We start from the raw sequence: 12,349 nt of genomic DNA, 5'->3' as shown, positions 1-12,349 counted from the left end.
ATGGACTTCACCGATCCCGCCCTGCGGACGCCGCCGGCGGTCAGCCTGGTCGACGTCGCCGGGTACCTGCCCGGTGATCCGGTCGGCACCGAGTACTTCACGCAGTTCTCGCGCTCGGACCGGATGGCCAAGAACGTCATGTTCCGCGCTCCCCAGGGCCGTCACCACGTGGGCCGCGACGAGACCGCCGTGGACATGGTCGAGCGGGCCGTCGCCCCGCTCATCGAACGCCATGGCGCATCGGAGATCTCGAACATCGACGTGCTGCTCACCCACACCCAGCTGCCCGACAATCCCGTGCTGGGGGCGGGACCGGAGGTGGCGCGGCGGCTGAACATGAAGCCGCGCTGGGTCTTCGACATCCACAACGGCGGCTGTGCGGCGTTCGTGCACATGATGTGGACCGCCCGCATGATCCTGCAGACCACCGACGCGCGCACCGCGCTCATCGCCTGCACCCAGAACTGCGCGGGCCCGGTGTTCACCCAGCCCGACATCCGCGGGCTCGCGCAGGCCCCCGTCCCCGGCGACGGCTGCGGGGTCGGCCTGCTGGTGAAGAACAGCTCCGCGCCCATTCTCGACATCGAATGCCGCACCTATCCGGAGTTCGCGGGCGATATGGAATTCAGCACCAATGGCGACCGCAAGTACTGGGAGCCGGGCGAGGGCCAGGGTTGCGTCAGCTTCACCGAATCCAAAGTGGCCAAGGTGATGACCCGCGGCAATCGGCTGGTGCCGGAGGTCGCGCAGGCGGTGTGCAAGCGGATCGGCGTGAAGTCCAGCGATCTCGACACCTTCGTCACCAACCAGCCCAACCGGCTGTTCCTGCGCAACTGGAACGAGGCCATGGAACTGCCGCCCGAACGCCATCCCGACACCTTCGACAGCTGCGGAAACCTGTTCGCCGCGGGCATTCCGGTGACGCTCGACGCCGAGAACCGGGCGGGGCGGCTGCGCAACGGCTCGGTGGTGCTGATGGCCGCCTTCGCGCACGCGGGCGACTTCGCGGGAGCCGCCGCCGTGCGCTGGGGAGCCGCCCGATGACGCGCCCGGTGCCGTGGCCGACGGGGCTGCGCGGCGACTCGTCCGCCGTCCGCTACGACCTGAGCCTGAGCGAGAATCCGTTTCCGCCACTGCCTTCCGTCATCGCCGCGATCGACACCAGTCTCGGCGGTGCCAACCGGTACCCGGAATTCCTGCCGCAGCGGCTGCCCCGGCTGATCGGCGAGCACCTCGGGGTGGACGCCGACCGGATCGTGGTGGGGGCGGGCGCGACGGGGGTCGCCATGCAGATCATGCAGACCCTCCCCCGCCGCGGATCCGAATTCGTCTACGCCACACCGACCTTCGACGGCTATCCGATCATGGCGAACTTGGTGGGACTGCGGCCGGTGGCGGTGCCGCTGGACGCCGACGGCCGCCAGGACCTGTGGGGCATGGCGCGTGCGGTCGGCGATCGCACCGGACTGATCGCGGTGTGCCGCCCGCACAATCCGACCGGCACCGTGGTCGGGGCCAGCGAGCTGAAGGCGTTCCTGTGCTCGATCCCGGCCCGGGTGCCGGTGATCCTGGACGAGGCGTACGTCGAATTCCTCGGCGCGGCCGACGCACTGGACCCCCTCGAACTTATCCACAGGCATCCCAATGTGCTGGTCCTGCGCACTTTCTCCAAGGCGTACGGGCTGGCCGGGCTGCGGATCGGCTACGCCTTCGGCGCGCCGGAACCGGTGCGGCGGGTGCGGCGGCTGCAACTGCCGTTCGGGATGCCCGGCCCGGCGGTGGCGGCGGTGCGCGCCTCCTACGCCGCGGAAGCCGAACTGGGCGAACGGATTCTGCGCATCACCACCGAACGCGAGCTGCTCCGGATCGACCTGCGCCGCGCGGGCATCCGGGTGCCGCGCTCGAGCGCCAACTTCCTGTACCTGCCCGGCCGCGACATCGCGCCCGCGCTGGCCCGGGCCGGGATCGCGGCCAAGCGCTACCCGGACGGCAGCGCCCGCATCGCGGTGGGCGACCCGGGCGCGCACCGCGCCGTACTGCACGCCCTGGCCGACCGGCCCTCCGCCGGACTGCACCGCGCGCTGCGGCGCGAGGACAGCCGGCTGCTCTCGCTCACGGCGCGGTACGAGCCCAGCGTCCTGCGAGAGCGGCACAGGTGATCAGCTGAATCTGGTGGAACATCATGAGCGGCAGCACGACCAGGCCCACCGAGTGACCGGCGAACAGCACCGTCGCCATGGGCAGCCCGGTGGCCAGGCTCTTCTTGGAACCGCAGAACACCACCACGATCCGGTCCGCGCGATCGAACCGCACCGCCTCGCCGAGGAAACCGGTGGCCGTCAGCACGATCGCCAGGATCACGCAGCACACCGCCGCCAGGCCCAGAATCCGCCACGGCGACATGGCGTGCCAGATGCCCTCCACCATGCCCGCGCTGAACGCGCTGTAGACCACCAGCAGGATGGACCCGCGATCCACCAGCTTGGTCGGCTCGGCGTAGCGGGACAGGAAGCCCTTCACCTTGGGCCGGATCAACTGGCCCACGAAGAACGGCACCAGCAGCTGCAGCACGATGTCCACCACCGCGGACGGATCCACGCTCGCCTGTCCGGTGGTGTTCATGAGCAGGATCACCAGCGCGGGGGTCAGGAACACGCCCAGCAGGTTCGACACCGTGGCGCTCACGATCGCGCCCGCCACATTGCCCTTGGCGATGGAGGTGAACGCGATCGAGGACTGCACCGTCGACGGCACCAGGCACAGGAACAGCACACCGGTGTAGAGGTCGGGGGTGAGGATGTGCGGCACCAGCACCCGCGCGGCCAGGCCGATCAGCGGGAAGATGATGAACGTGCAGGCCAGCACCGTCAAGTGGAGTCGCCAGTGCTTGAGGCCCTCGATCGCCTCGTGCGGCGCCAGGCGGGTGCCGTAGAGCAGGAACAGCAGCGCGATGGCAATCTTCGTCAGCCAGTTCACGACCTCGGCGGCATCGCCCCGGGCCGGGAAGATGCTGGCCAGGACGACCATCCCGAGGATCGACAGAATGAACCCATCGATATAGAACTTGCTGAGAAATCGCACCGGATCAGGCTAATCACCGAAAGTTTCCTCGAATGACCACCCCGCGGTCGCTCGGATAACACGGCACCCGCACAGCCGCGATACTGGAGTTGATCGACTGTCACGACGACTCCCGAGGGGAATCGCCATGGTCCATGGGACCGTCGCGGCCGCGGCCGCGACCAACACCTGGGGGATATCCGGCCCGGCCTTCCTCTTGTTCTATGTCCTCGCCGGATTGCTGGCGATCGCCGCGGGATACGCGATCCGGGCGAGCGTGCTGCGGCGGATCGACCCGGCCTGGCCGCCCGCGGGACCCCTGACGCCCAGTGAGACCGCCCTGCTGGTCGACGACCGGCGGCCGGTGCTGGCGGCGCTCGCACAGCTGCGCGGCCACGGGATCATCGATTCCAGCGGCAAACCGGTCCGGCCCTACAGCGCGGGCGAGGCCTCGGACCTGGATCAGATCTCCCGCACCCTGTGGGCGAGCCTGAGCCGGTCGGACCAGCTGAACATGACGTCGATGCTGGTCGCGACGGCCGGCGTCACCGATCGGATGCGCAAGGATCTCAGCTACCGCGGCTACCTGTTCGGCGACCAGCAGCGAAAAGCTCTGCGGACGGCCCGGTTTCCGCTCTTCGCCGTGCTGCTGCTCGGACTGGCCCGGCTGATCGCCGGTGTGGCGAGCCACCATTCGGTGGGCTTCCTGGTGATCGTCATGATCGTGCTGGGCGTCGTCACCATCGTGGTGGGGCGCGCGCCGCGGCTGACCCGACGCGGCCACGACACCATCGAGCACGCCCGCAACGACAACCTGCATCTGCGACCCGCCAACGCGCCCGCCTACGCGGCGTACGGCGCCGGTAGCGCCGCCCTCGCGGTCGCGCTCTACGGCTCGCTCGTGTTGTGGACCCTGGACCCGGCCCTCGCCGGGGCCGCCGATCTCGCGGCCGGAGCCAGTGGCGGCGGAAGCAGTTCGTGCGGTAGCGGATCCAGCTGCGGCACCAGCGACAGCGGAGGCGGCAGCAGTTGCGGAAGCAGCAGCAGTTGCGGCAGCAGCTGCGGCGGAGGAGGCTGCGGCGGATGACCGGATCACCGCTTCCCGAGGGCGCGCTGGGCATCGGCTGGCGGCGCGAGATCTGCGGCATGGTCGCTGCGCTGGACGGCATCGGCTTCTGCGAGGTCATCGCGGAGACGTTGGCGCCGAACGGTTCCGGGCGGCGGCGCGGGCGGAGCGCCGGGGCCGTGGTGCCGGAGGAACTCGCCGCGTTGGTGGCGCGCGGGATACCGGCGGTGCCGCACGGTGTTTCGCTGTCCCTGGGCGGTGCGGAGGCGGTGGACGACCGGCGGGTCGCGCATCTGGCCGACTGCGCGCGGGCCCTGGGTTCGCCGCTGGTGAGCGAGCACATCGCGTTCGTGCGCGCGGGCGGACTGGAAGCCGGTCACCTGCTGCCGGTGCCGCGCACCCGGGAGGCGCTGGATGCCTTGGAGCGCAATATCTTCCGCGCGAGCAGGCAGCTGGACGTACCGCTGGCGGTCGAGAACATCGCGGCGCTGTTCGAATGGCCGGACGCCGACTACACCGAAGCGGAGTTCCTGCAGGAACTGGTCGAGCGCACCGGCGTCTATCTACTGCTCGATATCGCGAATGTCTATGCCAATGCCCGCAATACGTCACGTGACCCGCTGACCGAGCTGTTGCGGTTGCCCGCCGAACGGGTCGCCTACTGCCATGTGGCGGGCGGCCACGAGTCGGACGGCCGCTACATCGACACGCATGTGCACAGCGTCCCCGCAGAGGTCCTGGACCTGGTGGCCGAGTTCGCCACCGGGCGATCGGTCCCGCTCATGCTGGAACGCGACGGAAACTACCCGCCCGCAACCGAACTCGCCGCCGAACTCAACGCCATCGCCGCGGCATCCGGCCGCGCGCCCGTCACCCTGCGCCCGGAGGCGATTCCGGCATGACCATCGACTCGGAGCGCGCCGCGGGCACCCTCGCCGAACAGCAGGCCGCGATCGTGCGCGCCCTGGTCGCCGGGGACAGTCCGCCGCCCGGCTTCGACACCGGCGACCTGGCGGCCACCGCCCACGGCCTGCTGCACAAGCGGGCCGACGAGGTGGCGCGGCGCTTCCCGGGACTGGCCGTCGCCGCCGGACCCGATTTTCGCGCCCGGTATCTGGAGTGGGCGCGCACCCGCCCGAAGACCAGCACCCCCGAGGACGCGGCCGCCTTCGCCGCATCGGCCGGCCTGCCCGACCCGCGCCCGCGCCGCGGCCTGCGGGCGCGACTGCTCGGCCGCGGTCGGCACTGACGCCGACCGGATCGGCGATGATGGATCGTGGTCTTCTCCAGGCGTGATCCGCGACACGGCTTCCGGCCCAATCCCGCCCCGGCGGCCGGGACGGCCAGTCGGGTGCTGTTCCGATTCGGTGTGGCGCGGTGGGAATTCGTGCTGCGCCGAACGATCCTCGAGCCGGGCGGCCGGACCGGCTGGCACTACCACGACGGAACCCTGTTCGTGCTGGTCACCGGTGGTGCGCTCGATCATCCGCGGGCGGATTGCACACCGGTCACCGTGCGGCCGTGGCGAATCTTCCGGGAGCCCAGCGGTGCCGCGCACGCGCATCTGGCGCGCAACAGCGGCGGGCGGCCCGTCATGCTGACCGTGTTCTACGTGAATCCGAAGGGCAGCCCGCTCTCGCGGGGCATTCCGACCCCGCCCTGCGCCGGCGAACCCTCGGCGAGTGATCCGGCGCACTGAGGCATGCTGGGTTCATGATCGAGGTCGTCACCGTCAGCACCGAGCGGGAACTCGCCGAGGCCTACGCCGTGCGGTTGAAGGTCTTCGTCGCCGAGCAGGGCGTGCCGGAGGAGATCGAGATCGACGAGCTCGACGAGGTCGCCGATCATTTCCTGGGACTGCTGGACGGCCGGCCCGCGGGGGCCGGGCGACTGCTCGTGCGCGACGGGATCGGGATCCTCGGGCGGCTGGCCGTGCTGGCCGAGACCCGCGGCACCGGACTCGGCGCGGCCCTGGTCCGAGCCATCGAGGAGCGGGCGCGGGCCCGCGGACTGGTCGCGATCGAACTGCACTCGCAGACCCACGCCACCGGCTTCTACGAGAAGCTGGGCTACCGGCAGTTCGGGGAGGTCGGCATGGACGCGGGCATCCCGCACATCTGGATGCGGCGCTCGCTCACCGACTGAGTCAGGCGGTCTCGCAGGTGTCGCGCAGCGAGCACCCGCCGCAGGCGCTGCCGCACCCGCCGACCTTCTCCTCCGGGAACGCGTTCGCGATGGCCTTCTCCGCCGCCGCCGCGCCCGCACCCATGGTGAACAGCGCGATCACCACGGCGACCGCCGCGAGCACCAGCGCCGGGACGCCCCCGGACACCAGCGCCACCGCGCCACTCGCCGCGAGCAGCAGACCCGCGACGATGGAGGTCGGCCCCGCCACCTTGTTGGCCAGCTTGAAGGCCTCCTCGGTCTTCAGCGCCGCGTCGGAGTGCACCCCGAAATAGCGGTTGCCGGGCAGGGTGCCGGTGAGTCCGAGCACGCCCGTGACCACGGCCACAGCCGCGAGGACAAAGAGGATCAGCGCCACGACGAACACCCCGCCACGGTACCTGTCAGGCCGGTGGGGACCCGCCGCGGGCCTGCTCCGGACACCGGCGGCGGAACCAGCCTCGACCCTTTTTGGGGCCCGAGGTACCGACGTTTTACCCTGGTGAGCGACCTTTATCGGGGATTGGCTGGACAAGCGAAGGCAGGACCGTGCAGGACACCCGTGCAACCGAAACACCCACCGCGACCGCGGCGGGGGGCGGCGACGTTCCCGCACACCGCTACAACGCCGACCTCGCCGGCCGCGTCGAACGCAAGTGGCAACGCAACTGGGACGAGCGCGGCACCTTCTTCGCGCCCAACCCGGTCGGCCCGCTGGCCGCCGGCGTTCCCGCCGACAAGCTGTTCATCCAGGACATGTTCCCGTACCCGTCGGGCGCGGGCCTGCACGTCGGACACCCGCTGGGCTACATCGCCACCGATGTATTCGCCCGCTACCACCGCATGCAGGGCCGGAACGTGCTGCACGCGCTGGGTTATGACGCCTTCGGCCTGCCCGCCGAGCAGTACGCGGTGCAGACCGGCGCGCACCCGCGCGACACCACCATGTCGAACATCGCGACCATGCAGCGGCAGCTGGACCGGCTGGGCCTGGGCCACGACCGCCGCCGGTCGTTCGCGACCACCGACCCCGAGTACTACAAGTGGACGCAGTGGATCTTCCTGCGCATCTACAACGCCTGGTACGACGAGGGCCTGAACAAGGCGCGCCCGATCACCGAGCTGATCGCCGAATTCGATTCCGGCAAGCGGTCTCCCGCCGACGGCCGGGCCTGGGCCGACCTGTCGCCGGTCGAGCGCAACGCCGTGGTCGACTCCTATCGCCTGGTGTACCAGACCGATTCGATGGTCAACTGGTGCCCGGGCCTGGGCACCGTGCTGTCCAACGAGGAGGTCACCGCCGAGGGCCGCTCCGAGCGCGGCAACTTCCCGGTGTTCCGCAAGCGCCTGTGGCAGTGGATGATGCGCATCACCGCCTACTCCGATCGCCTGGTCGACGACCTGGACGAGCTGGACTGGCCGGAGAACGTGAAGTCCATGCAGCGCAACTGGATCGGCCGCTCACGGGGCGCGCAGGTCAAGTTCGAGGCCGGCTCGGACCTCATCGAGGTCTTCACCACCCGCCCCGACACCCTGTTCGGCGCCACCTACGTGGTGATCGCGCCCGAGCACGAGCTGGTGGACCGGCTGACCGGCACCACCTGGCCGTCCGGCACCGAGGCCCGCTGGACCTTCGGCAATGCCGACACCCCGGCCGAAGCCGTTGCGGCGTACCGCAAGTCGATCGCGGCCAAGTCGGATCTGGAGCGCCAGGAGAACAAGGAGAAGACCGGCGTCTTCCTGGGCACCTACGCCACCAACCCGGTGAACGGCGCCCGCGTCCCGATCTTCATCGCCGACTACGTGCTGTCCGGCTACGGCACCGGCGCCATCATGGCCGTCCCCGGCCACGACCCGCGCGACTGGGAGTTCGCCACCGCCTTCGGCCTGCCCATCGTGGAAGTCGTGGCGGGCGGCGACATCTCGCAGGCCGCCTACTCCGGTGAGGGCACCCTGGTGAACTCCGGATACCTGGACGGCCTGGACATCGACACCGCCAAGGCCAAGGTGATCACCCAGCTGGAGTCCGACGGCCACGGCAGGGGCACCGTCCAGTACAAGCTGCGCGACTGGCTGTTCGCCCGCCAGCGCTACTGGGGCGAGCCCTTCCCGATCGTCTACGACGAGGACGGCGCGCCGCACGCGCTGCCGGAATCCATGCTGCCGGTGACGCTGCCGGAGATGGAGGACTTCGCGCCGGTCACCTTCGACGCGGACGACGCCAACTCCGAGCCGTCCCCGCCGCTGGCCAAGGCCACCGAATGGGTGCACGTCGAGCTGGATCTGGGCGACGGCCCCAAGAAGTACCGCCGCGACACCAATGTCATGCCCAACTGGGCGGGCAGCTCCTGGTACCAGCTGCGCTACGCGGACCCGACCAACAGCGAGGCCTTCTGCGCCCCCGAGAACGAGAAGTACTGGCTGGGCCCCCGGACCGCCGAGCACGGTCCGAAGGATCCGGGCGGGGTGGACCTGTACGTCGGCGGCGTGGAGCACGCGGTGCTGCACCTGCTGTACGCGCGCTTCTGGCAGAAGGTGCTGTTCGACCTGGGTGACGTGTCCGGCTTCGAGCCGTACCGCCGCCTGTTCAACCAGGGCTACATCCAGGGCTTCGCCTACACCGACGAGCGCGGCGCCTACGTGCCCGCCGCCGAGGTCGTGGAGCGGGACGGAAAGTTCTTCTGGACCAACGCCTCCGGCACCGAGGAGGAGGTCTTCCAGGAGTACGGCAAGATCGGCAAGTCGCTGAAGAACGCCATCTCCCCCGACGAGATGTGCGACCTGTACGGCGCGGACACCTTCCGCTTCTACGAGATGTCGATGGGTCCGCTGGACACCTCGCGCCCGTGGGCGACCAAGGACGTCGTCGGCGCGCACCGCTTCCTGCAGCGTGTGTGGCGACTGACCGTGGACGAGGAGACCGGCGCGCTGAAGGTCACCGACGCCGAGCCCTCGGCCGAGGCGCTGCGCCTGCTGCACAAGACCATCGCCGGGGTCGACGACGACTACGCCAACCTGCGCGACAACACCGCGGGCGCGAAGCTGATCGAGCTGACCAACTACCTGACCAAGAACTACGGGGACGGCGCTCCCCGCAAGCTGGTCGAGCCTCTGGTCCTGATGCTGGCCCCGATGTCCCCGCACGTGGCCGAGGAACTGTGGGAACGCCTGGGCCACCACACCGCCCTGGCGCACGGCCCCTTCCCGAAGGCGGATCCCGCACTGCTGGTGGAGGATTCGGTCGAGTACCCGATCCAGGTCAACGGCAAGGTCCGCAGCCGGATCAGCGTCCCCGCCGACGCCGATCAGGCCGCGGTCGAGGCCGCCGCCCTGGCCGACGAGAAGATCGCCGAGCTGCTGGGCGGCAAGCCGCCGCGCAAGATCATCGTGGTGCCCGGCCGCCTGGTGAACATCGTCGCCTGACGCCGAGTCCCTGACATTTCGGGCCCGCATGCGCAGAGCGCATGCGGGCCTGAGTCTTTCGGGGGGGCGGGGGCGAAGCCCCTGAGAGCCTCCGAGAGTTGGAATTACCGCGGCGGGATCAGGACGTCGTTGAGGGTGACCAGTTGCAGGTTGCGCTCACGGACGATGTCCATGAGCTGGTCGTAGATGTGGGTGACGGTCGGCCGGTTGGCATGGCCGATCACGATGGACTGCGCCCGGAACCACTGGTGGGCGGCGTCGAGCAGCATGCCCTCGTTGATCACCGTATTGGTATCGCTCAGGCTGCCGTACCACATGGTCGGGACGGTGTAGCCGCAGTCCGCGGCCACCGCGTCGACGCCGGCATTGTGCCTGCCGAAGGGCGGGCGGTAGTACGGCGTGGTGTCCACACCGTACTGATCCCACAGGAAGTCCTTGCACCGGTTCAGCTGGTCGGCGATCGCGCCGCCGGACAGGCGGGTCAGGTCCGGATGGTCCCAGGTGTGGTTGCCGAGCTGGATCTGCCCGGAATCGACCATGGGGCGCAACGCATCCCGGTGCTCGAGCCAGCCCGGGTAGTAGGCGGTGACGAAGAAGGTGAGCCGCGCGCCGGTATTGCGCGCGAAATCGATGAAGCCACCGATGGTTTCGGAGCTGGCTCCGTCATCGATGGTGAGCGCCATATGGTTTCCGTCGCCGGGCAGCCCCTGGATGGTTCCCGGCCCGATCGCCGTCTTGGGCCCGAAATCCGGTGTCACCCCGGGCAATGGCGGAACGATCCCGGAAGACCCGGTATCGAAGGGGAATTCGGCGCGGGCTTCCCCCGCTCCCAGCAATCCGGCGACCCCACCCGCAGCCAGCAACGTCAACAGCCGACGTCTGTCCATCTCGACCTTCAATCACTCTTCCGAACGAAACTCCCGCGCCCCCCCGGCGCAGCCGTCAGGCCGGTGACACCAGCACGTCGTTGAGGGTCACCAGCGAAAGGTTGCGCGCACGGATGATCTCGACCAGACGGTCGTAGCAGTGCGTCACGGCGGGGGCGTTGGCGTGGCCGATCACGATGGCCTGCGCGTTGAAGTACTTCTGCGCGCACTCGATCAGATAGTCCTCGGTGATGACACCGGAGTCGGACAGCGAGCCGTACCACATGGTGGGGACGGTGTAACCGAGATCGGCTGCCACCTTGTCGACGGTAGCATCGTGGCGGCCGAAGGGGGGCCGGAAATACGGGGTCCCGTCCACGCCGAAGTTGTTGTGCAGGAAGGACTTCGCCTTGGTCAGCTGGGCGGCGATCTCGGTCGAGGACAGCTTGGTCAGGTCCGGGTGATCCCAGGTGTGATTGCCCAGCTGGATCTGACCGGACTCCACCAGCGGCCGCAGCGCGGCCTTGTGCGTGGTCCACGAGTCGTAGTACGCGGTGACGAAGAAGGTGAAGCGGGCCCCGGTGTCCTTGGCGAACTTCACGTAGGCCCCGACCACCTCGGGGCTGGCGCCGTCGTCGACGGTGAGGGCCAGGCTGTTGCCGTGCCCGGGCAGCGCCGTGATCGTGCCCGCGGGAATCGCGGACTTCGGCGCGGCGGGCGGCCCGGCGATCGACTTCGGCGCCGCGGACGGCGAAGGCGTCGCGACGGGTCCACTGATCCGCGGGGTCACCTTCGGGGTGGGGCCCTCCGAAGAGCACCCGGTCAAGGCGGCCGCAGTGCCCGCGGCGAGCATCGCGAGCAGCTGTCGTCTGTCCATCGCGTTCGTTATATCCATACGGCGTGAACCGGGCACCAATTCTGTGCGAAATGATCGCAATTCAGCGCGTAAATTCAGGTTCCTCTCAGCGGGCGATGGGACGCAGCACGATCTCGGTCGGATGGGCGTCGCGCGGGGTCTCCACGGCATTGCGAACCGCCCGCGCCACCGTCTCCGCGGTGAGGAACTCGTTCGGGTCGTAGTCGCGGCCCTCCCCCGCGATGATCTCGCGCTGCATGTCGGTGTCGATCCGCCCCGGATGCACCGAGGTCACCCGCAAGGCCGGTTCCTCCAGCCGCAGCGCGTCACCGAAGGCGCGCAAACCGAATTTGCTGGCCGCGTACACGCCCCAGCCCGGATTGGCCCGCAGTCCGGCGCCCGAATTGATCAGCACCACATGGCCATTGGCGGCGCGCAGCGCGGGCAGCAACAGTCTGGTCAACTCCGCGACCGCGATCAGGTTGGCTTCCAACGTATTCCGCCACTGCGCCACCGACGAATCGGCTATCGTTCCCAGGTCGGCGATCCCGGCATTGTGCACCAGGACATCCAGCCGTTCGATGCCGTCCACCGCGCGCGCCACCGCCGCGTAATCGGTGAGATCGACCGGCCATCCGGCACTGCCGGGCAGCTCGCGCAGCACCGGTTCCAGGGCCTGCTGCGTGCGCGCGCCCAGCAACAATCGGTGTGCCGGAGCCAGTTCCCGCGCAATCGCCGCCCCCAGCCCCCGGCTGGCCCCGGTGATCAACGCTGTCGGCCGGTCGGATTCGAGCCTCGCGGAATTCGCCATGTGATCACCGTAACCGGCCGCGTCGGTCCGGCGATGCTCCGGACGGGCACACCACCGCTAGCTGATTCATGAGAAGGCGAACGAAGTGCAATCTGGCGATCAGG

At 69.4% G+C, this 12,349-nt stretch carries 13 protein-coding genes; 8 read left to right on the top strand and 5 right to left on the bottom strand.

The window, feature by feature from the left end:
- Both ACWEOI_RS06290 and ACWEOI_RS06285 read left to right on the top strand, forming a co-directional pair.
- Complete coding sequence (locus ACWEOI_RS06290) at window positions 1-1,044, top strand: 3-oxoacyl-ACP synthase III family protein (RefSeq protein ID WP_452359085.1); 1,044 nt, start codon at window positions 1-3, stop codon at window positions 1,042-1,044.
- Window positions 1,041-2,159: an aminotransferase class I/II-fold pyridoxal phosphate-dependent enzyme gene (locus ACWEOI_RS06285; protein ID WP_452359084.1), complete on the top strand. Its 1,119-nt coding sequence runs from the start codon at window positions 1,041-1,043 to the stop codon at window positions 2,157-2,159. The genes ACWEOI_RS06290 and ACWEOI_RS06285 overlap by 4 nt, the downstream gene beginning before the upstream one ends.
- Here the strand turns inward: ACWEOI_RS06285 and ACWEOI_RS06280 are convergent.
- Complete coding sequence (locus tag ACWEOI_RS06280; protein ID WP_452359083.1) at window positions 2,113-3,081, bottom strand: bile acid:sodium symporter family protein; 969 nt, start codon at window positions 3,079-3,081, stop codon at window positions 2,113-2,115. The genes ACWEOI_RS06285 and ACWEOI_RS06280 overlap by 47 nt on opposite strands.
- Window positions 3,082-3,208: 127 nt before the next feature.
- Between ACWEOI_RS06280 and ACWEOI_RS06275 the strand changes: the two genes are divergently transcribed.
- Genes ACWEOI_RS06275 through ACWEOI_RS06255 form a run of 5 tightly spaced genes read left to right on the top strand, consistent with a single transcriptional unit; the run spans window position 3,209 to window position 6,271 of the window.
- A complete protein-coding gene (locus ACWEOI_RS06275) occupies window positions 3,209-4,147 on the top strand; it encodes a TIGR04222 domain-containing membrane protein (protein ID WP_452359082.1) in 939 nt (312 codons plus the stop codon).
- On the top strand, window positions 4,144-5,028 hold the full coding sequence (locus tag ACWEOI_RS06270; protein WP_452359081.1) for a DUF692 domain-containing protein: 885 nt from the start codon (window positions 4,144-4,146) through the stop codon (window positions 5,026-5,028). Before ACWEOI_RS06275 ends, ACWEOI_RS06270 begins: the two co-directional genes overlap by 4 nt.
- Entirely contained in the window at window positions 5,025-5,375 is a 351-nt protein-coding gene (locus ACWEOI_RS06265; protein WP_452359080.1) for a hypothetical protein, read from the top strand. Before ACWEOI_RS06270 ends, ACWEOI_RS06265 begins: the two co-directional genes overlap by 4 nt.
- A 27-nt stretch (window positions 5,376-5,402) precedes the next feature.
- Window positions 5,403-5,825 (top strand): cupin domain-containing protein, encoded by a 423-nt coding sequence (locus ACWEOI_RS06260; RefSeq protein WP_452359079.1) that lies wholly within the window; start codon window positions 5,403-5,405, stop codon window positions 5,823-5,825.
- 14 nt (window positions 5,826-5,839) lie between these two features.
- A complete protein-coding gene (locus tag ACWEOI_RS06255) occupies window positions 5,840-6,271 on the top strand; it encodes a GNAT family N-acetyltransferase (RefSeq protein ID WP_452359078.1) in 432 nt (143 codons plus the stop codon).
- Between the two features lies 1 nt (window position 6,272).
- Here ACWEOI_RS06255 and ACWEOI_RS06250 read toward each other — a convergent pair whose 3' ends face one another.
- The gene (locus ACWEOI_RS06250; RefSeq protein WP_433669301.1) at window positions 6,273-6,677 is read right to left on the bottom strand and encodes an SdpI family protein; all 405 of its coding nucleotides are present in this window, start codon (window positions 6,675-6,677) and stop codon (window positions 6,273-6,275) included.
- A gap of 161 nt (window positions 6,678-6,838) precedes the next feature.
- On the opposite strand from ACWEOI_RS06250, the gene leuS reads away from it, so the two are divergent.
- Window positions 6,839-9,712 (top strand): leucine--tRNA ligase, encoded by a 2,874-nt coding sequence (leuS, locus tag ACWEOI_RS06245; protein ID WP_452359077.1) that lies wholly within the window; start codon window positions 6,839-6,841, stop codon window positions 9,710-9,712.
- A 104-nt stretch (window positions 9,713-9,816) separates the two neighbouring features.
- Here the strand turns inward: leuS and ACWEOI_RS06240 are convergent, their stop codons facing one another.
- The 3 genes from ACWEOI_RS06240 to ACWEOI_RS06230 form a co-directional block, all read right to left on the bottom strand.
- On the bottom strand, window positions 9,817-10,599 hold the full coding sequence (locus ACWEOI_RS06240; protein WP_433669305.1) for a polysaccharide deacetylase family protein: 783 nt from the start codon (window positions 10,597-10,599) through the stop codon (window positions 9,817-9,819).
- Between the two features lie 55 nt (window positions 10,600-10,654).
- The gene (locus tag ACWEOI_RS06235; RefSeq protein WP_433669307.1) at window positions 10,655-11,455 is read right to left on the bottom strand and encodes a polysaccharide deacetylase family protein; all 801 of its coding nucleotides are present in this window, start codon (window positions 11,453-11,455) and stop codon (window positions 10,655-10,657) included.
- 85 nt (window positions 11,456-11,540) lie between these two features.
- Window positions 11,541-12,245: an SDR family oxidoreductase gene (locus tag ACWEOI_RS06230; protein ID WP_452359076.1), complete on the bottom strand. Its 705-nt coding sequence runs from the start codon at window positions 12,243-12,245 to the stop codon at window positions 11,541-11,543.
- Window positions 12,246-12,349: the final 104 nt, after the last annotated feature.

Source organism: Nocardia sp. NPDC004340 (assembly GCF_053602575.1).
Note: the sequence above shows the minus strand (reverse complement) of the source record. Positions and strands in the feature narration are given on the sequence as shown.

Bases quoted from the DNA above. Each gene is read 5' to 3' on its own strand.
- ACWEOI_RS06240 (WP_433669305.1), bottom strand. From the start codon at position 10,599: ATGGACAGACGTCGGCTGTTGACGTTGCTGGCTGCGGGTGGGGTCGCC.
- ACWEOI_RS06285 (WP_452359084.1), top strand. From the start codon at position 1,041: ATGACGCGCCCGGTGCCGTGGCCGACGGGGCTGCGCGGCGACTCGTCC.
- ACWEOI_RS06270 (WP_452359081.1), top strand. From the start codon at position 4,144: ATGACCGGATCACCGCTTCCCGAGGGCGCGCTGGGCATCGGCTGGCGG.
- ACWEOI_RS06265 (WP_452359080.1), top strand. From the start codon at position 5,025: ATGACCATCGACTCGGAGCGCGCCGCGGGCACCCTCGCCGAACAGCAG.
- ACWEOI_RS06230 (WP_452359076.1), bottom strand. From the start codon at position 12,245: ATGGCGAATTCCGCGAGGCTCGAATCCGACCGGCCGACAGCGTTGATC.
- ACWEOI_RS06235 (WP_433669307.1), bottom strand. From the start codon at position 11,455: ATGGACAGACGACAGCTGCTCGCGATGCTCGCCGCGGGCACTGCGGCC.
- ACWEOI_RS06275 (WP_452359082.1), top strand. From the start codon at position 3,209: ATGGTCCATGGGACCGTCGCGGCCGCGGCCGCGACCAACACCTGGGGG.
- ACWEOI_RS06255 (WP_452359078.1), top strand. From the start codon at position 5,840: ATGATCGAGGTCGTCACCGTCAGCACCGAGCGGGAACTCGCCGAGGCC.
- ACWEOI_RS06290 (WP_452359085.1), top strand. From the start codon at position 1: ATGGACTTCACCGATCCCGCCCTGCGGACGCCGCCGGCGGTCAGCCTG.